The organism is Nonomuraea sp. NPDC052265, from assembly GCF_044547985.1.
Taxonomy (GTDB): domain Bacteria; phylum Actinomycetota; class Actinomycetes; order Streptosporangiales; family Streptosporangiaceae; genus Nonomuraea.
The window spans coordinates 275954-299014 of the sequence record NZ_JBIUBJ010000005.1 but is presented as its reverse complement, the minus strand read 5'-3'; the positions used below and the strand labels follow the sequence as shown (position 1 = coordinate 299014).

Annotated in this window: 24 protein-coding genes; 7 read left to right on the top strand and 17 right to left on the bottom strand. The window is 71.6% G+C overall.

The features are described from left to right. The first annotated feature begins 170 nt into the window (after positions 1-170). Positions 171-1604 carry an aldehyde dehydrogenase gene (locus ACIHAD_RS18345; RefSeq protein WP_397355658.1) on the top strand — a complete coding sequence of 478 codons (1434 nt, stop codon included), beginning with the start codon at positions 171-173 and terminating at the stop codon, positions 1602-1604. Between the two features lie 219 nt (positions 1605-1823). On the opposite strand, the gene ACIHAD_RS18340 is transcribed toward ACIHAD_RS18345, so the two are convergent. The 8 genes from ACIHAD_RS18340 to ACIHAD_RS18305 are packed head-to-tail and all read right to left on the bottom strand — an operon-like array spanning position 1824 to position 11241. Then, a complete protein-coding gene (locus ACIHAD_RS18340; protein WP_397355657.1) occupies positions 1824-2549 on the bottom strand; it encodes an alpha/beta hydrolase in 726 nt (241 codons plus the stop codon). A gap of 37 nt (positions 2550-2586) precedes the next feature. Next, on the bottom strand, positions 2587-5010 hold the full coding sequence (locus tag ACIHAD_RS18335; RefSeq protein ID WP_397355656.1) for a LuxR C-terminal-related transcriptional regulator: 2424 nt from the start codon (positions 5008-5010) through the stop codon (positions 2587-2589). 25 nt (positions 5011-5035) lie between these two features. Further along, positions 5036-5476: an AMP-binding protein gene (locus ACIHAD_RS18330; RefSeq protein WP_397355655.1), complete on the bottom strand. Its 441-nt coding sequence runs from the start codon at positions 5474-5476 to the stop codon at positions 5036-5038. Positions 5477-5532: 56 nt separating this feature from the next. Continuing rightward, positions 5533-7974 carry a LuxR C-terminal-related transcriptional regulator gene (locus ACIHAD_RS18325; RefSeq protein ID WP_397355654.1) on the bottom strand — a complete coding sequence of 814 codons (2442 nt, stop codon included), beginning with the start codon at positions 7972-7974 and terminating at the stop codon, positions 5533-5535. Between the two features lie 52 nt (positions 7975-8026). Beyond that, entirely contained in the window at positions 8027-8773 is a 747-nt protein-coding gene (locus ACIHAD_RS18320) for an AMP-binding protein (RefSeq protein WP_397355653.1), read from the bottom strand. A 55-nt stretch (positions 8774-8828) separates the two neighbouring features. Further along, the gene (locus tag ACIHAD_RS18315) at positions 8829-9623 is read right to left on the bottom strand and encodes a hypothetical protein (RefSeq protein WP_397355652.1); all 795 of its coding nucleotides are present in this window, start codon (positions 9621-9623) and stop codon (positions 8829-8831) included. Beyond that, positions 9620-10843 carry an NRAMP family divalent metal transporter gene (locus tag ACIHAD_RS18310; RefSeq protein WP_397355651.1) on the bottom strand — a complete coding sequence of 408 codons (1224 nt, stop codon included), beginning with the start codon at positions 10841-10843 and terminating at the stop codon, positions 9620-9622. Before ACIHAD_RS18310 ends, ACIHAD_RS18315 begins: the two co-directional genes overlap by 4 nt. Continuing rightward, on the bottom strand, positions 10840-11241 hold the full coding sequence (locus ACIHAD_RS18305; protein ID WP_397355650.1) for a hypothetical protein: 402 nt from the start codon (positions 11239-11241) through the stop codon (positions 10840-10842). The genes ACIHAD_RS18310 and ACIHAD_RS18305 overlap by 4 nt, the downstream gene beginning before the upstream one ends. A 279-nt stretch (positions 11242-11520) precedes the next feature. Between ACIHAD_RS18305 and typA the strand changes: the two genes are divergently transcribed. Next, positions 11521-13371: a translational GTPase TypA gene (gene typA, locus ACIHAD_RS18300; RefSeq protein ID WP_397355649.1), complete on the top strand. Its 1851-nt coding sequence runs from the start codon at positions 11521-11523 to the stop codon at positions 13369-13371. A 249-nt stretch (positions 13372-13620) separates the two neighbouring features. On the opposite strand, the gene ACIHAD_RS18295 is transcribed toward typA, so the two are convergent. The 3 genes from ACIHAD_RS18295 to ACIHAD_RS18285 form a co-directional block, all read right to left on the bottom strand. Beyond that, positions 13621-14271, bottom strand: a complete 651-nt coding sequence (locus tag ACIHAD_RS18295) for a DUF2461 domain-containing protein (protein WP_397355648.1) — start codon at positions 14269-14271, stop codon at positions 13621-13623. Between the two features lie 21 nt (positions 14272-14292). Next, entirely contained in the window at positions 14293-14985 is a 693-nt protein-coding gene (locus ACIHAD_RS18290; RefSeq protein ID WP_397355647.1) for a polysaccharide deacetylase family protein, read from the bottom strand. 112 nt (positions 14986-15097) lie between these two features. Further along, entirely contained in the window at positions 15098-15403 is a 306-nt protein-coding gene (locus ACIHAD_RS18285) for a hypothetical protein (protein ID WP_397355646.1), read from the bottom strand. 164 nt (positions 15404-15567) lie between these two features. Here ACIHAD_RS18285 and ACIHAD_RS18280 point away from each other — a divergent pair, with 164 nt between their 5' ends. Next, positions 15568-16512: an anti-sigma factor RsbA family regulatory protein gene (locus ACIHAD_RS18280; protein WP_397355645.1), complete on the top strand. Its 945-nt coding sequence runs from the start codon at positions 15568-15570 to the stop codon at positions 16510-16512. Here the strand turns inward: ACIHAD_RS18280 and ACIHAD_RS18275 are convergent. Next, positions 16509-17096 (bottom strand): sigma-70 family RNA polymerase sigma factor, encoded by a 588-nt coding sequence (locus ACIHAD_RS18275; RefSeq protein WP_397355644.1) that lies wholly within the window; start codon positions 17094-17096, stop codon positions 16509-16511. The genes ACIHAD_RS18280 and ACIHAD_RS18275 overlap by 4 nt on opposite strands. A 247-nt stretch (positions 17097-17343) precedes the next feature. Here ACIHAD_RS18275 and ACIHAD_RS18270 point away from each other — a divergent pair, with 247 nt between their 5' ends. After that, entirely contained in the window at positions 17344-18417 is a 1074-nt protein-coding gene (locus ACIHAD_RS18270; RefSeq protein WP_397355643.1) for a PLP-dependent cysteine synthase family protein, read from the top strand. A gap of 13 nt (positions 18418-18430) precedes the next feature. Here the strand turns inward: ACIHAD_RS18270 and ACIHAD_RS18265 are convergent, their stop codons facing one another. Continuing rightward, positions 18431-19420 (bottom strand): ABC transporter substrate-binding protein, encoded by a 990-nt coding sequence (locus tag ACIHAD_RS18265; RefSeq protein ID WP_397355642.1) that lies wholly within the window; start codon positions 19418-19420, stop codon positions 18431-18433. 98 nt (positions 19421-19518) lie between these two features. Here ACIHAD_RS18265 and ACIHAD_RS18260 point away from each other — a divergent pair, with 98 nt between their 5' ends. From ACIHAD_RS18260 to ACIHAD_RS18250, 3 genes are read left to right on the top strand one after another with little or no spacing between them, the layout of a single operon-like run. Next, complete coding sequence (locus ACIHAD_RS18260; RefSeq protein WP_397355641.1) at positions 19519-20547, top strand: FecCD family ABC transporter permease; 1029 nt, start codon at positions 19519-19521, stop codon at positions 20545-20547. After that, positions 20544-21587, top strand: a complete 1044-nt coding sequence (locus tag ACIHAD_RS18255; protein WP_397355640.1) for a FecCD family ABC transporter permease — start codon at positions 20544-20546, stop codon at positions 21585-21587. The genes ACIHAD_RS18260 and ACIHAD_RS18255 overlap by 4 nt, the downstream gene beginning before the upstream one ends. Beyond that, entirely contained in the window at positions 21584-22378 is a 795-nt protein-coding gene (locus tag ACIHAD_RS18250) for an ABC transporter ATP-binding protein (protein WP_397355639.1), read from the top strand. The genes ACIHAD_RS18255 and ACIHAD_RS18250 overlap by 4 nt, the downstream gene beginning before the upstream one ends. Here the strand turns inward: ACIHAD_RS18250 and ACIHAD_RS18245 are convergent. Genes ACIHAD_RS18245 through ACIHAD_RS18230 form a run of 4 tightly spaced genes read right to left on the bottom strand, consistent with a single transcriptional unit; the run spans position 22308 to position 23057 of the window. After that, positions 22308-22577 carry a hypothetical protein gene (locus ACIHAD_RS18245; protein ID WP_397355638.1) on the bottom strand — a complete coding sequence of 90 codons (270 nt, stop codon included), beginning with the start codon at positions 22575-22577 and terminating at the stop codon, positions 22308-22310. The two genes, ACIHAD_RS18250 and ACIHAD_RS18245, sit on opposite strands and share 71 nt — an antisense overlap. Beyond that, positions 22523-22729: a hypothetical protein gene (locus tag ACIHAD_RS18240; RefSeq protein ID WP_397355637.1), complete on the bottom strand. Its 207-nt coding sequence runs from the start codon at positions 22727-22729 to the stop codon at positions 22523-22525. Before ACIHAD_RS18240 ends, ACIHAD_RS18245 begins: the two co-directional genes overlap by 55 nt. After that, complete coding sequence (locus tag ACIHAD_RS18235) at positions 22705-22893, bottom strand: hypothetical protein (RefSeq protein WP_397355636.1); 189 nt, start codon at positions 22891-22893, stop codon at positions 22705-22707. The genes ACIHAD_RS18240 and ACIHAD_RS18235 overlap by 25 nt, the downstream gene beginning before the upstream one ends. Further along, complete coding sequence (locus ACIHAD_RS18230; protein ID WP_397355635.1) at positions 22878-23057, bottom strand: hypothetical protein; 180 nt, start codon at positions 23055-23057, stop codon at positions 22878-22880. The genes ACIHAD_RS18235 and ACIHAD_RS18230 overlap by 16 nt, the downstream gene beginning before the upstream one ends. Between the last annotated feature and the right edge of the window lie 4 nt (positions 23058-23061).

Sequence of the window (23061 nt, the reverse complement as noted above, 5' to 3'; positions counted from 1 at the left end):
CTTCGAGTCCGACCTCGGCGGCTGGACCGTCGCGGCCCCGCCGACGCCGTCCCGAGGGGCGCGGCACGCCGCCGCCGCGCAGCTCTTGCGCGTCCGGACAGAACATGGTTCGGTCGCCTTGAGGCGTACGGCCAACAAGCAAGCATTCGGTCAAGCAGGAGGCTCACGACATGCGCCAGCACGACAAGCTGTTCATCGGGGGCGAATGGGTGACCCCCGCGGGCACCGGGACGATCGACGTCATCTCCCCCCACACCGAGGAGGTCGTGGGCCGCGTACCCGACGGCACGGCCGAGGACATGGACCGCGCGGTCGCCGCCGCCCGCCAGGCGTTCGACCACGGGCCGTGGCCGCGCATGACGTTCGCCGAGCGGGCCGCCGTGATCGAGCGGCTGGCCGCGATCTACAACGAGCGGCAGGGCGAGATGGCCGCCCTGATCACCGAGGAGATGGGCTCGCCGATCACCTTCTCCAACCTCGCCCAGGCGCCGCAGCCGCTCGGCATGCTGCAGTTCTACGCCGGGCTGGGCAAGGAGTTCGCGCAGGAGGAGGAGCGTCCCGGGCTGTTCGGGCCGATCACCGTGCGGCGCGAGCCGGTCGGCGTCGTCGCGGCGGTCGTCCCGTGGAACGTGCCGCAGTTCGTGACCATGACCAAGGTCGCGCCCGCGCTGCTGGCCGGGTGCGCGATCGTGCTCAAGCCCGCGCCCGAGACGCCGCTGGACGCGTACCTGCTGGCCGAGTGGGCGGCCGAGGCCGGGATCCCGGCGGGCGTGCTGAACATCGTGCCCGCCGGACGCGAGGTGGGCGAGCACCTGATCTCGCACCCCGGCGTGGACAAGGTGGCCTTCACCGGCTCCACCGCCGCGGGCCGCCGCATCGCCTCCATCTGCGGCGAGCAGCTCAAGCGGGTCAGCCTGGAACTCGGCGGCAAGTCCGCCGCGATCATCCTGGACGACGCCGACCTCCAGGCCGGCATGGGCTTCCTGGCGATGGCCACGCTGATGAACAACGGCCAGGCGTGCGTCGCCCAGACCCGCATCCTGGCCTCGCGCAGCCGGTACGACGAGGTCGTGGACGCCGTCGCGAACATGGTCAACTCCCAGCCCGTCGGCGACCCGGCCGACCCGGCGACCGGTATCGGCCCGCTGGTGGCCAAGCGCCAGCAGGAGCGCGTCGAGGGCTACATCAAGATCGGCATGGACGAGGGCGCCAAGGTCGTCGTCGGCGGCCTCGACCGTCCCCACGACCGCGGCTGGTACGTCGCCCCCACGGTCTTCGCCAACGTCAGCAACGACATGCGCATCGCCCGCGAGGAGATCTTCGGCCCGGTCCTGGCGGTGATCCCGTACGAGGACGAGGCCGACGCCCTCCGCATCGCCAACGACAGCGACTACGGCCTGGCCGGCACGGTCTGGACGGCCGACCCCGAGCGCGGCATGAACGTCGCCCGCCAGGTGCGCACCGGCACCTACGGCGTCAACTGCTTCATGCTGGAGTCGAACGCGCCCTTCGGCGGCTTCAAGGCCAGCGGCATCGGCCGCGAGCTCGGACCCGAGGGCCTCAACGGCTACCTGGAGTACAAGACGATCGCCCGACTGGGCTGACGGCGGCGGAGAGGGACCCCGCGCGCCGCGAGGCCCCTCTCCGGGCCGGGAAGGCACCCAGCGTGCCCCCGCGACGCTAGGTGCCGGATCGGCCGCCTACAGTGGGCGACTGCCCGACTACTGAAGTATGTCCTACGGTCACCGCGAAGGCGGTTTCCTTCCCCAAGGACTTTTCTCCCGGCGGATCCTTTCCATCCGTCTTAGGTAGACGCGTATTACTCACGAAAGGTTCGAGGAGATCCATTTACCGATACGCCGGATGAGTTCGGGGCTCGCGGCCGACTCCGCGTGCCCGTAGCCGGGCTCGATCCACAGCTCCTTGGGCTCGCGGGCGCCGTCGTAGAGCTGGTGGGCGTGCTCCAGCGGGAAGAAGGCGTCGGCGTCGCCGTGCACGATCAGCAGCGGCGCGGGCGAGACCAGCGCGACGGCCTCGTGCGGCGGCATCGGGATCGGGTCCCACTGCCCGCTCGCGATCCTGGTGCGCTTGGCCACCCGGGCGGCGAACCTGCCGAACGGCTGCTCGATGGCCCAGTGGACCTGGCGCATCGGCTTGGTGCCCCGGTAGTACCAGCGGGCCGGGCCGCTGACCGCCGCCACCGCGTCCACGCCCCGGCGCAGCGCCGCGTGCCGTACGGCCACCGCCGCGCCCATGGAGAAGCCCACGACCGCGATCCGGCGGTAGCCGGCCACGCGGGCATGCCGTACGGCGGCCTCGACGTCGAGGATCTCCAGGTCGCCCACGGTCGTCTCGCCCCCCGAGCGACCGTGCCCGCGGAAGTCGAACGCGAGCACGCCGCCGTACCCGCTGAGCACGTGCGCGATGCGGCGGGCGGTGCGCTCGCGCCACGATCCGGTGAAGCCGTGCGCCATGACGATCCCGATGTCTCCGGCCGCCGAGGGGGTGTGGACGGCGTCGATGCGTACACCGTCCTCGGTTCTGAGCATCACCGGGAAATTGGGCGCGAAAGGCATGAATACCAGCTTATGTGGGGTGCGATTCGACGCCGTGCTCGGTGGCCCACACCGCGATCTGGGCACGGGAGGCGAAGCCCAGCTTCTCCATGATGTTGGCGACGTGCCGGGCCACCGTGGCCGGGCTGATCACCAGCTTCAGGGCGATGGCCCGGTTGCTCAGCCCGCCCGTGAGCAGCGCGGCGATCTCCAGCTCCCGGCCGGTCAGCCCGCCCTGGCAGGGGCCCTGCACCGGCCGGGGCCCGTCCGCCGGGACGCCCTGGCCGGGGTCGAGCACCCGCCTGGCCACCTCTTCGGGCGACTGCCGGGCGCCCCTGGCCCACAGCAGCGACACGCGCCCCTCGCCGAGCCCGCTCCTGGCCCGCGTGAGCAGCTCCTGGACCGGGCCGGGGACGCCGTACTGGCCGATGGCCTCGCGCAGCGCGGTCGCGGCGGCGGCGGCCAGCACCGCGCCCTCCAGGTCGCCCTGCTCGCCGGCCAGCGCCGACATGGCCGTCAGCGCCCGCACCACGCCCCTGCGCTGGCCGGTCCTGGTGCTCAGCGCCAGGCTCTCGGCCAGGTGCAGCCGGGCGGCCGGATAGTCGTGCATCCGGGCCGACACCCGGCCCAGCTTGGCCCGGCAGCGGGCCAGCTCGACCCGGTTGCCCATGTCCTCCAGCAGCGGCAGGGCCGAGGTGTGGCAGGTCATGGCGGCCTCCAGGTCGCCCGCGGCCTCGGCCACCGCGCCCAGGTGGGTCAGCGCCCTGGCCAGCGTCCAGTGGTGGCCGGCCTCCCTGGCCAGGGCCAGCGCCTCCTCGCCGCGCCGGCGGGCCTGGCGGAGCTGGCCGCGGAAGAGCGCCAGGTTGAGCTGGGCGATGCGGACCGTGGCCAGGTTGAACGGGTCGTCGTGCACGGTGGCCGCCGCCTCCAGCTCCTCCAGGTAGCGCAGCGCCTTCTCGCTCTGGCCGGTGCGGAAGAACACGGCCAGCGCGACGCCGTAGGTGACGCCCAGCCAGTGGGTGTACGGGTGCCTCTTCTGCTCCTCGACGCCCTGCACCACCAGCTCTTCGGCACGGGCCAGCTCGTCGCAGATCTCCAGCCCGTACGCCAGGCCGCCCTTGGCCACGGCCAGCACGTCGGAGGGCACCCGCGACAGGTCGAGGGCGAGCAGCCGCTGGTGCCAGCCGACGGTCTCGCCCAGCTCACCGCGTACGGCCAGGATCGCCAGGGCGGCGCGGGCCAGGCGCAGCCCGAGCACCGGGTCGGCCGACTCCACCGCCCGATCCACCGCCGCCCGGCAGTCGTCCATCAGCGCGCGGCCCCTGGCGAAGTGCGGGACGCGGGCGGCCCAGGGCATGCGCGGGTCGAGCGTGCCGGCCTCGTAGCAGCGTTCCATCTCCTCGCAGATCACCCGCAGGTGCCGGTCTCGCAGCCGTGTCAACTCGCCCGCCTCGGCCAGCCGCTCGGCGGCGTACTGCCTGATGGTCTCCAGCAGGCGGTAGCGCCCGTCGTGGTGGAGCACCAGCGACTTGTTCACCAGGCCGCTGAGCAGGTCGAGCAGCTCGGCCCTGGGCACGATGCCGCCGTCGGCGCACACCCGCTCGGCCACGGCCAGGTCGAACAGCCCGGCGAAGACCGACAGCCGCCGCAGCAGCACGCGCTCCTTGGGCCGGAGCAGGTCGTGGCTCCACTCGACGGTGGCCAGCAGCGTCCGCTGGCGGGCGGGCGCGGTACGGTCGCCCCTGGTCAGCAGGGTGAACCGGTCGCCGATGCGGTCGGCGATGCGGCCGGGGCTCATCAGGCTCGTACGGGCCGCCGCCAGCTCCAGCGCGAGCGGCAGGCCGTCGAGCGCCCGGCACAGGCGGACGACGTCGTCCATGCTGCCGGTCACCGACCGCGCCCCCGCCGCCAGCGCCCGCTCGACGAACAGCAGCACGGACTCGGCGTCGGGGTGATGGTCGTCGGGCAGTTCGAGCGGCGGCACCCGCCAGACCAGCTCGCCGGGGATGCGCAGCGGCTCCCGGCTGGTGAGCAGGAAGCGCAGCTCAGGGCAGTCGGCGATCAGGCCGGCGACCAGCTCGGCGCACCGGTCGACCAGATGCTCGCAGTTGTCGAGCACGATCAGCGCCCTGGCCTCGCGCAGCCGTACCCGCAGCCCTTCGAGCAGCCGCCCCGGGGCCTCGTCGCGGACGCCGAGCACGTCGGCCATCTCGTTGACGATCAGGGCCGGGTCCGCCAGGCGGGCCAGCTCGACCAGCCAGACGCCGTCGGCGAAGCCCGGCGCGGCCCTGGCCGCCACCCGCAGCGACAGGCGGGTCTTGCCGATGCCGCCGATGCCGCTGAGCGTGACCACGCGTTCGTCGTGGACCAGCGTGCTCAGCTCGGTCAGGTCGCGCCCGCGGCCGACGAAACGGTTGGGCTCTGCGGGCAGGTTGTGCGGAACTGGCGGAGTCATGTCGGCGCCCAGGGTCAGCGGAGGATCACATTTCCGCTAAGTCTCCACCTCCGGCCAGCCCCGCGCGATCACTTTCCGTGGACTGTCCGCGACTGTTCGGATACGGATGCCGCCCGCTCAGCTCGGCGACGCTCATCACGATCCGCACCCGCGACTCCTCGGCCGCCTCCAGCGCGGCCGGCACGTCGGAGATCATCACCCGGGCGCCGCTGGATCGGATGCGCTCGCCCAGCCCGGCGGGGTCGAGGTCCACGGGCACCGGCCAGACGACGCCGCCCGCCGCCATCACCGCGTCGGCCGCCACCAGCAGGTCGGGCCCGACGGGCAGGCAGACGAGCACCGTGTCGCCCGCGCGCACGCCTCTGCGCCGCAACTGGGCGGTCGCGATCGACGACCGCTCGTCCAGTTGCTTCTCGGTGAGCTCCAGGCCCGTGCCCGAGTCCACCATGACGATGTGCTCATCCATGGCGTCCACGGTAGGGAGGGGGTCACGTGCCTACATGGGGCGGAATATGCAGATCCCTATGCAGAAGCGCTGGGGTGCTCGGCGGCCCACACCGCGATCTGGGCGCGCGAGGTGTAACCCAGCTTCTCCATGATGTTGGCGATGTGCCGGGCGACGGTCGCGGGGCTGATCACCAGTTCCTCGGCGATGGCCCGGTTGGACAGGCCGCGGGTGAGCAGGCCGGCGATCTCCTGCTCGCGCACGGTCAGCAGCGAGTGCCTGACCGGCTCGGCCGCCACGGGCGGCGGGGACGCGGGCCGCTCCCCCGACAGCACCTGCAGGGCCGCGGCGTCGGGGCTCATCGCCCGGCCGCGGGACCACAGCGAGGCCGTGCGGCCCTCGCCGAGCTTGGCGCGGGCGCGCGAGAGCAGCTCCTCGATCCTGATCGTGGCCGAGTGCTGGCCGATCGACTCGCGCAGCGTGGCCGCGGCGGCGGCGGCCAGCACCGCGCCGTCGAGGTCGCCCTCGTGCTCGGCCAGCACCGACAGGCCGGCCAGGCACCGGGCCACCCCCTGCCGCTGGCCGGTCTGCCGGCTCAGCGCCAGGCTGTCGGCCAGCCGTTCCCTGGCCACGGCGAACTCGCCCAGCATGGCCGCCACCCGGCCGACCCTGGCCAGGCAGCGCGCCAGCTCCGAGTCGCTGCCCAGCTCGCACAACCACGGGACGGCCAGCTCGTACTGCGACTTGGCGGTCTCCAGGTCGCCGCGGGCCTCGGCCACCGCGCCGAGCTGGGCGGCCATCCTGGCCATGAGCCAGCGGTGGCCGTGCTCGCACGCCCGCGCCAGGGCCTCGTCGCCCAGCCGCTGGGCCTCGCGCAGCCGCCCCCTGGTCAGCGCCACCGCCGACAGCCCGGCCAGCCCCGCCGCCTGGTTCCAGGCGTCGCCCGACTCGGTGGCCTCGGCCAGGCCCCGCTCGGCGTGGTGCAGCGCCTCGTCGATGCGGCCCATGCGCAGCAGGACGATGACCACGAGGCTGTGCATGACGCAGCGCGTGAACGCGTAGTCCCCGCCGTCCCCGCCGTCCTCGCCGTTCTCGCCCAGGCCCGCCAGGCTCTCCGTGGCCACCTCCAGCGACCGGCTGAGCTCGTCGCGGGCCTCCAGACCGTAGGCCAGGTACGCCTTGCCCTGCGCGATCTGCTCGTCGGGGACGGGTGAGAGGTCGAGCGAGAGCAGCCGCTCGATCCAGCCGACGATCTCGGTCAGGTTGCCGGAGATCGGCAGCAGGGCGGTGCTGGCGGCGCACAGCCGCAGGCCGAGCCCCGCGTTGCCGGACTCGGCGGCCCAGTCGAGGGCGGCCCGCTGGTCGTCGAGGAGCTGCTTGCCGGCCATCAGGCACTCCAGCCGCTCCGGCCAGGGCACGCCCGGCCGGACCATCTCGGTCGTGAAGTGGCGTTCCTGAAGGTCGCACAGGACGGTGAGGTGCCGCTCGCGGACGACCTCGCGCTCCCCCGCCCGTTCCAGCCGTTTCATCGCGTACCGCTTGATCGTCTCCAGCATCCGGTAGCGCCTGCGTTCCTCGTCGCACAGCACGAGGGACTTGTCGACCAGGCCGCCGAGGAGGTCGACGATCTCCGCCTGGGCGATGGGCGGCTCGGCGCAGACCTGCTCGGCCAGGTCGAGGTCGAAGTCGCGGGCGAAGACCGACAGCCTGCGCAGCAGCACCTGCTCCTTGGCCGACAGCAGGTCGTAGCTCCAGTCGACGGTGGCCAGCAGCGTGCGCTGCCGCGCCGGGGCCGTACGCCCGCCCGTGGTCAGCAGGGCGAAGCGGTCGTCGAGCCGGTCGGCGATCTGCCCGGGGCTGAGCAGGCTCGTACGGGCCGCCGCCAGCTCCAGGGCCAGGGGCAGCCCGTCGAGCGCCTGGCACAGGCGGACCACGTCGGGCAGGGTGTCGTACCCGAGCCGGGTGCCGGCGGCGGCGGCGCGGTCCATGAAGAGCTGCACCGACTCGGCGTCGGCGTACCCCATCTCGGGCAGGTCGAGCGGCGGCACCCGCCAGATCAGCTCGCTGGCGATGCGCAGCGGCTCCCTGCTGGTGGCCAGGATGCTCAGCCGGGGGCAGCAGGCGACCAGCTCGGCGGCCAGCTCGGCGCACCCGTCGACCAGGTGCTCGCAGTTGTCGAGCAGCAGCAGGCAGCGCAGGTCGCGCAGCCGGGCGGTGACGGTGTCGAGCAGCGGGCGGCCGCTCTCCTCGCGCACCCGCAGCACCCGGGCGATCTCCTGGACGATCTGATCGGGACGGCTGACCCGGGCCAGCTCGACCAGCCACACCCCGCCCGGGTAGCCGTCCACCAGCCCGGCGGCCACCCGAAGGGCCAGCCGGGTCTTGCCGATGCCGCCGACGCCGCACAACGTGACCACGCGCGTCTCGCCGAACAGCCCGCGCAGGTCGTCGAGGTCGCGTTCGCGGCCCACGAACCGATTGGGCTCTGCTGGAAGATTGTGCCGGGGGGCCTCTGGCATGTGATCACCCTGCGTCGCCGAAGGCTCACACTCTTCCACAGTGCCGCACTTTTCACAGGCCAAGCGAGCTGACGATCGCCCTTTCGTCCACAACGCGCAGAATGGGGCTTCCCAGCAGCCGCCTGGCGACGTCGTACGGCGCCACGACCATGGTGGCCCTGCGCTCGGCGGCCAGCACGCGGCAGCCGATGACGGTCGGCTCGTTGGCGGCGATCACCACGTGGGCGCCGGACATCAGGGCCAGGTCGAGCACCCGCAGCCCTTTGAGCAGGTCACCGGCCGCGTTGACGACGACGTCGTCCTTGCCGATCACCAGGCGGGCGGCCAGGTTGCGCAGGTCGGCGGCGAGCTCGTCGTGGTCGAGGACGCGTCCGCCGCCCAGCGCCAGCGCCGCGCCCGCCAGCGGGCCGAACTCCACCGGGTTCGCGTTCAGCAGCCCGGCGAACGGCACCGCGCCGGGCGAGGGACGGAAGGCGTAGACCCGGTCGGCGGCGACCGCGCCGAGGTCGCGGGGGCCGCGGGTGATCATCATCCGGGCCGGGCCGGAACCGCTCAGCACGGCGACGCCGCCCGCCCAGGCCACCGCGTGGACCGCCACCGTCAGGGACACGCCGAGCGGAAGGTCGATGAGGACGCGGTCGCCGTAGGTCAGACCGTCGCGCCGCAGCCCGCCCGCCGCGCGGGTGACCCGCCTGGCGAACTGCGCGTACGACAGCACCTCGCCGGTCCTGACATCGCTCACCGCCGGCTGGTCGCCCTTGCTCGGTGCCGAGCCCATAACCAGCTCTGTCCAGGTCATGACGACAATGTAGGGACCGCGGCGGCTCCTGCCATGCACACAAATGTGCAACCTGCTATGTACGTCCCGGCTCGCGCTCGTACAGCTCGCCGAGGGGGGCGAGCCGGTCGGCGGGCACGTTCAGGCGCAGGCCGGCGTCGGTCTCCTCCCGCCAGGTGCCGTGCTCCCAGGCGAGCTGGTCCCAGGCCACCAGTTTGCTGCCCTTGAGCCGGTGCCTGATCAGGGTCTCGACCAGCCAGGGGGCCCGGCCGCCGGGGCCGCGCTCGTAGCCGAAGAGCTTGCCGGTCCGGCGGGGCACGACGATGAGGTCGCTGATCCTGAAGGCGTTCTGCACGCCCATCAGCAGGGGGCCGTCCTGGCGCAGCCGGACGTCGGCGACCCGGCCGACCACCTCGCCCGCCGCGTCGGTCACCGTGCGGCCCCTGAACCAGCTGATCGTCGGGACGGGACCGGTGGCGTGCACGACCTCTCCGCCGGGCGGGCGCCCGCCGCCGCTGCCGGGGATCCTGGCGACCACGTTCTCGCGCGCCCAGCGTTCGAGGGCGGCCTCGGCCGGCTCGCCGCTCACCTTGATCGCGCTGCCGATCTCGGTGACCAGGTGCATGGGGATGCGCCGGGGCTGCGGGTGCTCCTCGGACCTGAACAGCGTGGTCACCGACCTCATCAGCCAGCCGGGCAGGCCGCCGATGCGGGGCGCGAGCGCGAGCGGCCCGGCCAGGACGGCCGCCACGTACGGCGGGTCGCCGGCCAGCTCCAGGTCGTCCACCTTGCACACGGGGGCGTCGTCGCCGGCCCGGACCACCTGCCGGTCGAGCAGGTGCAGGTCGGCGTGGAGTTCCCTGGCCCTCATCGCCCCGCCTTCGTGGCGATCAGCAGCGGGATCGCCGCCACCGCGACCACCGTCAGCAGGATCATGTACGCGGTCCCGAGGGCGTTGGTGAACCGGCTGTTGACCCGGTCGTCCATGTAGTCGGGATCGTTGGCGATCATCAGCACGGGCAGGTACGTCAGCGGCAGCGCGGCGGCCGAGAACACCAGCGAGTACTCCGTCACCATGACCGGGTCGACGGTGGTCAGGACGAGCGCCGCGGCCAGGACGACCGCGACCAGCACCACGACGTGGAACCTGGCGGCCTCCCTCGGCCGTACCTCCTTGCCCCACCGCCAGCCGAAGTACTGGCTGAGCGTGTACCCCGACGACAGCGCCGTCTCCAGCGTCGCGCCGAACGTGGCCGCGAACACCCCGAAGATCGCCAGCACCAGCCCGATCTTCCCCAGGCCGAGGCCCACCGGCAGCATCATCTGCGCCAGCGACTCCACCTGCGCCTGGACCGGGAGGAACACCAAGGTCGCGCAGACCATGATGGTCAGCGACAGCGCGCCGCCGAGCGGGAAGCCGACGAACACGTTGGTGCGGGCGGTCACCAGGTCCTGGCGCGTCCACTTCTCCTCGACGCCGCCGGAGGAGAAGAAGAACACCTCGTACGGGGTCATCGCCCCGCCGAGCAGCGCGACCGCGTAGTACCAGTAGGTCGCCGCCCCCTCGGCCTGCGGCGGCGAGGCGAGCTGACGGCCCAGTTCGCCCCAGTCGGGACCGATCTGCCAGGCCGCCACCCCGAACACCACCAGCGCGAGCCCGGCCAGCCCGAACACCCGCTCCATGGTCTCGAACCTGACCCGCCACATCACCAGCCAGGCGACCAGCGCCACCCCGGGCACCCACAGCAGGTAGTTGACGCCGGTGGCGATCTCCAGGGCCAGCGACGCGCCGCCGATCTCCGCGGCCAGCGTGAGCAGGTTGACGAGGAACGACGCCGCCAGGTTGAGCAGGCCCGCCCTCGGGCCGAGGCGCTCGCGTACGAGGTCGAAGACCGGCCGGCCGGAGACCGCGGCGATCCTGCCGGACATCTCGGCGAACAGGCAGATGCCCACCACGCCGACCACCACGACCCACGCCAGGGACATCCCGAACCGGGCGCCGACCAGCGAGTTGGCCACGAGGTCGCCGATGTCCACGAAGCCGCCGACGGCGCTGAGGATGCCGAGCGTGACGGCGAAGAGCTTCTTCACCCCAGCGCCTCCAGCTCACGCACCGCGCCGGCCGGGTCCTGGATCCGGTCCCGCCGGACCTGGATGAGCAGGTCGTCCACCAGGCTCTCGGCCCGCTGGATGCGGTCGAGCAGCCGGTCGCGCACCTGGTCGGACCGTTCGGACGGCGGCTGGACCCCGCCGAACTGGTCACCGACCGCGTCCAGCTCCCCGGCCGCGTCGGTGAGCAGGGTCTTCAGGTACGGCCTGGTCAGCCGGTGGGAGTTCTGGACGGCCAGGCGGACGATCCGCAGGGTCGAGGAGACGCTCTCGTCCGACTGCTTGGCCTTGAGCGCGTAGTCGTGGTCGTCCCAGGCGGGGCTCACGCAACCGGCCACGAGCGTCGCGAGCAGCACGAGGAGGGCCGCCGCCCGCTTCACGTCCGCCCTCGGAGCAGGAAGTAGGCCAGCAGCCCGAGAAGCACGGCGAACTGCCCCCACGCGGCGAGCAGCACCAGTCCCTCGTCCCTCACGGTTGCTCACTGCCCGCCCGCTCGCGCGTCCAAGCGAAGGGGCGGGAATCAGACACCCCGGCCGGAACGTTCACCCCTACAGCGCCGCAGACGCGTTGTCCCGCTCTTGCCACGAGAGGGGATCAACTAGACTTGGTGGGTCGCGACTTCGCGCGGCCGCCCCCACGACACAGAGCGAGAAGTCATCATGCCTTTGAACAGCCGCGACGACCTGCGGAACATCGCGATCATCGCGCACGTCGACCATGGCAAGACCACGCTGGTCGACGCCATGCTCTGGCAGTCCGGGGCCTTCCGCGCGAACCAGGACGTCGACGACCGGGTCATGGACTCCAACGACCTGGAGCGCGAGAAGGGCATCACCATTCTCGCCAAGAACACCGCCGTCCAGCACGGCGGCATGACCCTGAACATCATCGACACCCCCGGCCACGCCGACTTCGGCGGCGAGGTCGAGCGCGGCCTTTCCATGGTCGACGGTGTGGTGCTGCTGGTCGACGCCTCCGAGGGCCCGCTGCCGCAGACCCGGTTCGTGCTGCGCAAGGCCTTCGCCGCCAAGATGCCGGTCATCCTGTGCATCAACAAGGTCGACCGCCCCGACGCCCGCATCAAGGAGGTCGTCGACGAGGTCTACGAGCTGTTCATGGACCTCGACGCCACCGAGGAGCAGATCGACTTCCCGATCGTCTACGCCTCGGCCAAGGCCGGCCGCGCCTCCCTGAACCGTCCCGACGACGGCGGCATGCCCGACTCGGAGGACCTGGAGCCGCTGTTCGACATCATCAAGTCGACGATCCCGGCCCCCACGTACGACCCCAACGCGCCGCTGCAGGCGCACGTCACCAACCTCGACGCCTCCTCCTACCTGGGCCGCATCGCGCTGTGCCGGATCCACCAGGGCGTCATCCACAAGGGTCAGCAGGTCGCCTGGTGCCGTACCGACGGCACGATCCAGAAGGTGAAGATCACCGAGCTGCTGATGACGGAGGCGCTGGAGCGCAAGCCGGCCGAGCAGGCCGGTCCCGGCGACATCATCGCCATCGCCGGCATCCCCGAGATCATGATCGGCGAGACGCTGGCCGACCCCGAGGACCCGCGCCCGCTGCCGCTGATCACGGTCGACGAGCCGGCGATCTCGATGACGATCGGCACCAACACCTCGCCGCTGGTCGGCAAGGTGAAGGGCTCGAAGGTCACCGCCCGCATGGTCAAGGACCGGCTCGAGAAGGAGCTCGTCGGCAACGTGTCGCTGCGCGTGCTGCCCACCGACCGTCCCGACTCCTGGGAGGTGCAGGGCCGCGGTGAGCTGGCGCTGGCCATCCTGGTCGAGCAGATGCGCCGCGAGGGCTACGAGCTGACCGTGGGCAAGCCGCAGGTGGTCACCAAGACCATCGACGGCAAGGTGCACGAGCCGGTCGAGCGCCTGACGGTCGACTGCCCTGAGGAGTACCTCGGCGCGGTCACCCAGCTCCTGGCCGTCCGCAAGGGCCGCATGGAGCACATGACCAACCACGGCACCGGCTGGATCCGCATGGAGTTCGTGGTCCCGGCCCGCGGCCTGATCGGCTTCCGCACCGAGTTCCTGACCGAGACCCGCGGCACCGGCCTGGTCCACCACGTGTTCGACTCCTACGAGCCCTGGTTCGGCGAGCTGCGCACCCGCAACAACGGCTCGCTGGTGGCCGACAGGTCGGGCCCGGTGACCGCGTTCGCCATGCTCAACCTCCAGGAGCGCGGCGTGCTGTTCGTCGCGCCGACCACCGAGGTCTACGAGGGCATGATCATCGGTGAGAACTCGCGTTCCGACGACATGGACGTGAACATCACCAAGGAGAAGAAGCTCACCAACATGCGCTCGTCCACGAGCGAGGAGACCGAGAAGGTCATCCCGCCGCGGACGCTGTCGCTGGAGCAGGCGCTGGAGTTCATCCGCGAGGACGAGTGCGTGGAGATCACGCCCGACGCGGTCCGCATCCGCAAGGTCGTGCTCGACGGCGCCACCCGTGGCCGCGCCGCGGCCCGCGCCAAGCGCGCCTGATTCGTTTCGTCCGCACCACGGCCGCGTGTCACCTTTCCCGGTGACACGCGGCTTTCGTGTCAGCGGAACCTGTCAACCCTCGCGCCACGCACGCGCGATGGAACGCCTCCGCCGTGCTCACGGCGTGCGCAGCCTGGCCGCGCCGATGCCGGCCCTCCTGCCGGCCGCGGGCACGACGGCGGCCGGCTCGGCGGCCGGGCAGACGGTGGACCGCATCGGCGACCAGGTCACGACGGGCGGGCGGCGAGCTCAGCGGCGCGGCAGCTCGCTGCCCCTGACGTGCGCGCACTGCCACTCGACCAGCGCCGCGCAGTCGCGCCAGGCCCGCTCGACGCGCCCGCGCACCTCGGCCGTGTGCACCCACTCCTCGGGCTCGTGGCGGACGCCCGCGTACAGGGACCTGTGGCGCAGCAGCTCGATGCGCGGGTGGTCCTCGTCGAAACCGCGCGGTCTGGTCTTCAGGCGGTCGCCGCCGATCGTGTAGCCGGCCTCGGCGAGCCTGGCCGTGATCGCCTCCAGCGGCTTGCCCGTCAGGTCCTCGTCCACGGCCGCGCGGTAGCGGGCGACCTGGTCGGGGGCCTGGGTGTAGCGGCCGCCCGCGACGTACAGGCCGGCGGCGCTGATCTCGACGTAGAAGCCGATGCCGGGCATCAGGTCGACGAACGCGCCCTGATGGGTCTTGTACGGCGTCTTGTCCTTGGAGAAGCGCACGTCACGGTAGGGCCGGAAGAGCTGGGCCGGGCCGAACTCGTCGGCCAGCTCGTCGGTGAGCTCCGTCATGGGCGCGCGGACGGCGTCCTCGTAGAGGTGCTTGTTGCGGGTGAAGTAGGTCTTGGAGTTGTCCGCCTCAAGACCCTCGTAGAAGATGAACGCCTCGTCGGGGAAGCCGGTGAAACCCATGGCCCAAGGGTGCCATGCCGCTCAGCGTGCGGTGTACGTGCGGCCCGGCGTGGGCGGGCGGCCGTACAGCTCCGAGACGGTCACGAACGTGTAGCCCTTCTTGGCGAGCGTGTCGAGCACCTTCGGCACGGCCTCGACGGTGGTGGGGTGGATGTCGTGCATGAGCACGATCGACCCGGCCTTGGCGGTGTCGGCGCGTCTGACCACGGCGGCGGGCTCTCGGTGCAGCCAGTCGAGGGTGTCGACGTCCCACAGGATCTGGGCCAGGCCCTCGCGGCGGGTCTCGGCGGCCACGGCGTCGTCGGTGCTGCCGTACGGCGGGCGCATCACCCGCATCTTGACCCCGGTCAGCCGGTGGACCAGCTCTTCGGTGTGCCCCAGCTCGTGCTGCAGCCCCTCGCGCGACAGGCCGGTCAGCGACGGATGGGACCAGGAGTGGTTGCCGATCTCGTGGCCCTCGTCCACGATGCGGCGGGTGATGCGGCCGCCGCTGTCGGCGGCCACCATCTCCCCCAGCACGAAGAACGTGGCCTTGACCTGGCGTTGGTGCAACAGGTCGAGCAACTTGCCGGTGTAGGGCCCTGGACCGTCGTCGAAGGTCAGGGCCACACACTTGATCTTGCCGCAGTCGAACCTGCGGCGGCGCGGCCAGTCGGCCTGCTGCGCGACCAGCCGCTTGGCCAGGACCTCAGGACTGACCTGAGGCCGGATCACGGCGGATTGTCGGCGCGGCACCGGTTGAGCGGCACAGCCCACGAGAACGAACAGGACAAGCGGCAAAGCCCAAATGCGCATGTTTTCCCCCGAAACACCGCACGCGGGGGCCTCACGGATAATCCTGAACCGGTCTCCCCCGTAGTTCCCTGGTCAGGTCGTCCCACCAGGGTGGGATATCCGCGTGCAGCTCCTTGTAGCGGCGCGCCACACGCATGGCACATCCAACCGGATCCGTACCCAGATGACGACGTTTAACCGGACCTTCCTGCCAACGGTAAAAACCGTCCCTGTAGTGCACGACGAGACCTATCCAGACCGAGATGGTCGCTCCGTCCCCCACCTCGTACGCGCTGGTGACACCCAGCCCGTGCAGCTCCGCCTGGAGTTTCTCCGCCGCCGCGCGGGCTTCGGTCACACGCCACCCCCTGCCGACGTTCGCATACACGAGAGATGTACCCAGCAACGGGCAACAGCCGTCCAAGACATGGAGTAATCATCAAACTCCGCTGGGTCATCCGCAGGCCGTTCGACGTTATTGGTCCGGTTGCACAGCCGGGCGGCCCTTGTTACGTTTCGGCCGTGCACCGTGAGCGGGCACCGTCGCTGAAGCACGTCGCGGTACCGTACGACTCCGATCGGGCCTTCCTCGACCTCGTCGTCCCGCGCGTGCGCACCGCGCTGGACGAAGACAGGCGCGTGCTGGTCATCAACCGCCCCGACCGGCTGGCCCTGCTGTCGGAGGCCCTCGACGGCGACGCGCGCCGCATCGACAGCCGCCTGTCCAGCGCCTGGTACGGCCACCCCCACCGGATGCTGGCCGCCTACCACGAATACACCCGCGGGCGGCCCACGCTCGTCGTCGGCGAGCCCGTCTGGACCGGCCTGAGCGGGCCGCGGATCCAGGACCTCATCCGCTACGACTCGGTCGTCAACGCCGCCCTCGCCGCGGCGCCGTCCGTCATGATGTGCCTGTACGACCTGCGCCACGTCCCGGAGCCCGTCCGGGAGCTCACCTCGGTCGTGCACCCTCTGGTGCTGGGGGCCGGGGGCGAGACCGCGAGCGGCCGTTTCGTGCAGCCCCACGAGCTGGTGCTCGACGGCGACGACGCGCCGTTCCCCGAGCCGGGCCCGGGGGCCTGCCTGGTGCGTTTCACGGCCCGCGAGCTCAAGCGCCTGCGCCAGAGCGTCGGCGACTACGCCAGGACGGCCGGCATGGGCCGCAACCTCATCTCGTCGCTGGTGCTGAGCGTCTCGGAGATCGCCGCGAACTCCGTCGAGCACGGCGCCGGGTTCGGCACGATCACGATGTGGGTGGAGGAGCGCGACCTCGTCTGCGAGATCGCCGATCCCGGCGGGACGCTCGACGACCCGCTACCGGGCTACATACCGCCGGAGCCCGAGTCCCCACGGGGGTACGGGCTCTGGATCAGCCGGCAGCTCTGCGACCGGGTGCAGATGCGCGACGAAGGCGGCGTGTTACGCGTCCGCCTACGTCTGTCCCTGGACTCGCCCGGTTCGTCCTAGGCGGCTGCGCGGGGGGCCGGAAGGCGCACGGCGCCCTCCTCCCGCGCGTAGTCCTCCAGCATGCCGCGGAGCTGGCGGCGGCCACGGTGCAGGCGGGACATCACGGTGCCGATGGGCGTCCCCATGCGCTCGGCGATCTCCTTGTACGCGAACCCCTCGACGTCGGCCAGGTAGACGGCCACACGGAAGTCCTCGGGCAGGGAGCGCAGGGCGTTCATCACGACACTGTCGGGCAGCCGGTCGAGTGCCTCGGTCTCGGCCGAACGCAGGCCCGTGGAGCTGTGGGACTCGGCGGCGTGCAGCTGCCAGTCCTCGATCTCCTCGGCGGCCGACAGCTTCGGCGAGCGCTGCTTCTTGCGGTAGTCGTTGATGAAGTTGTTGGTGAGGATGCGGTGCAGCCACGCCTTGAGGTTGGTGCCCTCGCGGAACTGGTGATACGACGTGTACGCCTTGGCGACCGTCTCCTGCACCAGGTCCTCGGCGTCGGCTGCGTTACGGGTCAGGCGCATGGCGGAAGCGAACAGCTGCGACGTCACGGGCACGACATCGCGCTCGAACCAGTCCTGACGCTGCTCATCGGTCATAGTGATCAATTCATTCCCCCTTGCGCTATCCCCCGTTCGGCACAAGCCGCCTGACAGCGTTCCTCATCCTCGCAACTCCCAGGTAAGGGACGCGTTAGGAGAGTCCGCATAGGCCAGAAGGGGTTTGAGTCCATCTGCTCGCGGCGTGCGTGGTCACGTCCACGGCCGGACAAGTCTCATTATCATAACACTACCCACCCAATATCGTAGGAATAGTGGCCAGAGTCACAGGGGATAGCGTATGGGCATGGATTCTGTGGACCGTCACGACACGGGGACACGTCGGTGGGTGGCGGAGGCCATCCGCAAGGTGGAGGCCGACGCCAACCGGAGCTGTGACACTCACCTGCACGTCTTTCCGCTTCCCTCGGACTGGGGGGTAAACCTCTATCTGAAAGACGAATCGGTGCACCCGACCGGTTCACTCAAGCACCGGCTCGCACGGTCCCTCTTCCTGTACGGCCTCGCCAACGGCTGGATCGGCCCGGCCACCACGATCGTGGAGGCGTCCAGCGGCTCGACCGCGGTCAGCGAGGCGTATTTCGCCCGGTTGCTCGGGCTGCCGTTCATCGCCGTCATGCCCGCGTCCACGTCGCCCGAGAAGTGCCACCTCATCGAGTTCTACGGCGGGAAGTGTCATCTGGTCGCCGACCCGGGGGCGATCTATGACGAATCTCACCGGCTGGCCGCCGAGACCGGGGGCCACTTCATGGACCAGTTCACCTACGCCGAACGCGCGACCGACTGGCGTGGCAACAACAACATCGCCGAGTCGATCTATTCCCAGATGTCCATGGAGCCGCATCCCGAGCCCGCCTGGATCGTGGTGGGCGCCGGCACCGGCGGCACGTCGTCCACGATCGGCCGCTACATCCGCTACCGCCGCCACCCCACCCGGCTGGCCGTGGTCGATCCGGAGGGCTCGGCGTTCTACCCGGGCTGGGTCTCGGGCGACTCCTCGGTGACGGCGTCCGGGTCACGGATCGAGGGCATCGGGCGTCCCCGGGTGGAGCCGTCGTTCCTGCCCAGCGTGATCGACCGCATGATCGCCGTCCCCGACGCCCGGTCGATCGCCGCCATGCACTGGACCCGCGAGGTCACCGGCCTGGACGTCGGCGGCTCCACCGGGACGAACATGGCGGCCTGCGTGGACCTCGTCAGGGAGATGCGCGAGGAGGGCCGCCAGGGCAGCATCGTCACGCTGGTCTGCGACCGCGGCGACCGCTACAAGGGCACCTACGACAACCCGGAATGGCTGGCCGGCCAGGGGCTGGACCTCGAACCCCACCTGGCCGACCTGCGGGCCCTGCTGCCGCGCTGAGCGTCCGCGCCGGTCAGGAGGCGGGCTTGGCGGGGTCGACCGAGAACGTCCCGGCCAGGTCGTCCAGGATGGCGTGGGCGCCCTGGATGCCCACGGCGCTCATCCAGGTCAGGTCGCTGACCTCGTGCTTGGCGCCCTTGAGCCGGCCCCACAGCGGGTTGCCCACGAACTTCTCCTTGGGGCCGTCGCCGGCCGGGTCCGGGTAGGTGGCGACGAAGATGTGGTCGGCGTCGAGGTCGGCGATGCGCTCCTGGCTGACGTCCACGGCGATGGCGTCGTCCTTGGTCGGCTGGCCCTGCGGACGCGGGAAGCCGACGTCCTTCAGCACGACCCCGGAGTACGACTTCTCGACGTAGAGCCGGACGGTGGGCTCGCCGGCGAAGCGCACGATCGAGATCGTCGGCAGCTTCCCGCCCTCCTTGTCCTTGATCGCGGCCCCGATCCTGCCCGCGCGCTCCTCGAACGCCTTGATCTTCGCGTCGGCCAGGTCCTCCTTGCCCAGGGCCCGGCCCATGAGCCGCAGGTTGTCCTTCCAGATGGCGCCGGTCGTCTCGCTGAAGACGGTCGGCGCGATCTTCGACAGCTTGTCGTACAGGGCCTCGTGCCGGACCTTGGCCGACACGATCAGGTCGGGCTTGAGCGCGGCGATCTTCTCCAGGCTCGGCTGCTCCAGCGTGCCGACCGCGGTGGCCTCCTTGCCGTACCGGGCGACGAGCGGGCCGAGGTAGTCGGGCAGCTTGGTGTCGATCGACCGGTAGGTGGTGTAGCCGATCACCGGGGTCTCCAGCGTGAGCACCGCGTCCACGAAGCTCTGGTCGAGCGCGACGACCCGCTTGGGCTGCCCGGAGATCTTGGTGGAGCCCATCGCGTGCTCGATCGTCCTGGCGGCCGGATCGGCCGGCGCGGCCGAGGACCCCGCCGAAGGCCCCGAGGGCTCCGTCGAGCCGCATGCGGCCACCCCCGCCACCAGCAGCACACCGGCCAGCAACCGCCACGCTCTCATCGGAACCCTTTCTCGAAGTAAGGCGAACCTAAATTAGGTTAGCCCTGCCTAACCTGGCATACTTCACCACGATCGGGCAAACAAGGGGAGGAAAACTGGTGACCGCGCTCGCGCCCCGCCTCCACGGCATCCGGCGCCGGCGGCTCGTCCTCCTGCTCGTCCTCCTCGCCGCCGTCGCGGTCGCGGTGGTGCTGAGCATCACGGTCGGCTCGAAGTCCGTACCGCCGGGCGCCGCCTGGCAGGCCCTCACCGCGCCCACGGGCAGCGAGAACGACATCATCATCCGCTCCCTGCGCGTGCCGCGTACCGTGCTCGGGGTGCTGGCCGGGATCGCGCTCGGCGTCGCGGGCGCCCTCATGCAGGGCCACACGCGCAACCCGCTCGCCGACCCCGGCCTGCTGGGCGTCACGCAGGGCGCGGCGTTCGCCATGGTGGCCTCGATCATCCTGCTCGGCGCCTCCAGCCTGCTCGCCTACATCTGGTTCGGCCTGGCGGGCGCGCTGGTGGCCAGCGTGGCGGTGTTCGCGCTCGGCATGACGGGCGGCAGGGGCGGCCCCACCCCGGTCACGCTGGCCCTGGCCGGCACCGCGGTCAGCGCCCTGCTGTACGCCATGACCTCGGCCATCGTGCTCCTCGACGAACAGGCCATGGACGTCTTCCGCTTCTGGCAGGCCGGTTCCATCGCCGCCAGGGGCCCCGACGTGGTCTGGCAGGTGCTCCCGTTCATCCTCGCCGGCCTGCTGCTCGCCCTGGTCAACGCCCCGGGCCTGAACGCCCTGTCCCTCGGCGAGGACGTCGCCCGCTCACTCGGCCAGAACATCGCCCTGACCAGGACGGTCGGCGTCGCCTCCGTCACCCTGCTGTCGGGCGCGGCCGTGGCGGCCTGCGGCTCGCTGGCGTTCGTGGGCCTGATCGTGCCGCACCTGGCCCGGCCGCTGTCGGGCACCGACCACCGGTGGCTGCTGCCGTACTCGGGGCTGGTCGGGGCGGCGTTGCTGCTGGTCGCCGACGTGATCGGCCGTGTGGTGGCCCCTCCGGGCGAGCTGGAGGTCGGCGTGGTCCTCGCGCTGCTCGGCGCCCCCTTCTTCGTCGCCCTGGTCCGCCGCAGAAAGCCGGTACGGCTATGACCGCGCTCCCCCTGCGCCTCGGCGCCCTGTCCTGGCGGCTGCGCCTGCGGGCCGTCGCCGTCAGCGTGACCGGCCTGGCGCTCCTGATCGTGCTCATGGCGCTGAACATGCGCATCGGCGACCTCCCCATGAGCCTGCCGGAGGTGCTCCGGGGCACCTTCGACGTCGACAGCGCCGGCCATTTCGTCATCATGGAGCTGCGCCTGCCGCGCGCCCTGACCGGCGCCCTGGTCGGCGCCGCGCTCGCGCTGTCCGGCGCGATCATCCAGTCCATCGCGCGCAACCCGCTGGCCAGCCCCGAGATCCTGGGCGTCACGACCGGCGCCTCGGTCACCGTCGTGGCCGGCGTGGTGGCCAGCGGCAGCGTCTACGGCGGCACCAGCGGCCTGCTGGCCGGCCTGGGCGTCCCCGCGCTCGCCCTGCTCGGCGGCCTGCTCGGCGCGGCGGTCGTCTACGGCCTGGCCTGGCGGCGCGGCCTGGACGGCTACCGCCTGGTCCTGGTCGGCATCGGCGTGGCCGCGGTGTTCACCAACGTGAAGTTCTGGCTGCTGACCGTCGGCGACGTGAACGACACCGGCCGGGCCATGGTCTGGATCAGCGGCTCGCTCAACGGCCGGGGCTGGGAGCACGTCGTCCCCGTGGCGCTCGCGCTGGCCGTGCTGATCCCGGCCACCCTGCTCGGCACCCGCTCGCTCGACGCGCTGCGTTTCGGCGACGACGTGGTGACCGCCCTCGGCGTGCGCGTGAACGCGGCCCGCGCCCTGCTGATCCTGGCCGCCGTGCTGCTGGCCGCGGTGGCCACCTCCTCGGCCGGGCCGATCGCGTTCGTGGCGCTCGCCGCGCCGCAGATCGCCCTCAGGCTGGCCCGCTCGGCCCGGCCGCCGCTGCTGTGCTCGGCGGTCATCGGGGCCGTGCTCACCGCCGGGGCCGACCTGATCGCCCGGACCGTCTTCTCGCCGATCGAGCTGCCCGTCGGCATCGTCACGGCCGTGCTGGGCGCACCGTACCTGATCCACCTGATCTGGAGGGCACGCAAATGAGGCTGCAGGCCGCGGGCGTCAAGCTCGGCTACGGCGACCGGACCATCGTGGACGGCCTCGACCTGGGCATCGAGGCGGGCACGGTGACCACCATCATCGGCCCGAACGGCTGCGGCAAGTCCACCCTGCTGCGCGCGCTGGGCCGCCTGCTCAAGCCGCAGGGCGGCCAGGTGCTGCTGGACGGCAAGCGCATCGACGCCATCCCCACCCGCGAGGTGGCCAAGATCCTCGGCGTGCTGCCGCAGGCCCCCACCGCCCCCGAAGGGCTCACCGTGGCCGACCTGGTCGCCAGAGGACGCCATCCGCACCAGACGTGGTACCGGCAGTGGTCCTCCGACGACGAGTCGGCGGTCGCCGCGGCGCTGTCCATGACCGGCCTGGCCGACCTCGCCGAACGTCCCCTCGACGAGCTGTCGGGCGGCCAGCGGCAGCGCGCGTGGATCTCCATGGCCCTGGCCCAGGGCACCGACCTGCTGCTGCTCGACGAGCCCACCACGTTCCTCGACCTGGCCCACCAGGTGGAGGTGCTGGAGCTCGTCCGGCATCTGCACGAGCAGGCCGGCCGCACGGTCGTCATGGTCCTGCACGACCTCAACCTGGCCGCGCGCTACGCCGACCGGCTGGTGGCCATGCGCGCCGGCAAGGTCGTCGCCGCCGGCACCCCGCACGAGGTGCTGACCGAGGAGCTGCTGCGCGAGGTGTTCGAGCTGGACGCGAAGATCATCGAGGATCCGGTCGCGGGGACTCCTCTCGTGGTGCCGATCGGGCCGCTCGCAGCTCCGCGAGGCTGACCCGCCGCACCGGCGACAGCGCCACGCCCGCCGCGATGACCAGCCAGCTCACCCCGGCGAAGGCCATCAGCGCGTACGCGTTCCGCACCGCCGACTCGAACACCCCCGTGACCAGCGACGCGATCGGGATGGAGAAGAACGCGATCATCCGGGCCGTGCCGAGCACCCGTCCCAGCAGATGGTCGGGCCCGGCCGGCACCTGGCCACCAGCCTGCTGCCCAGGACCGCGCCGATCACCGCGCCCGCGCCCTGGAAGGCGTACACGACGCCGAAGTTGCAGGCCAGGGCGGACAGTGCGGTGGTGAGCACCACCCTGTCGCCGCCGGTCAGGAAGCGCAGCCCCTCGCGCATGTCGCGAGCACCGACCACTTCCGCACCGCCGCAGCAGTGGCGGGCGCGGTCCTGACCAGCGAGATCAGCAGCGCCGACAGCAGGAACGTGCCCGCGTCGGCGTAGACGGCCACCTGGTAGCCGAGGTTCACCACCAGCGCGCCGCCGATCACCCCGCCGAACATCCCCAGCAGCAGGTACGGCAGGTCTCGGTCACGTACACCAGCCCCGTGCCGAGCGCCGACCCGGTCAGGTCGTAGACGAGCAGCGGGAGGGCCGGCCGGTGGATCCAGGTGCCGAGCGAGGAGGCGAGGAAGGCCCCCAGCAGGAGCCAGTACCGGCCACCCATCCCC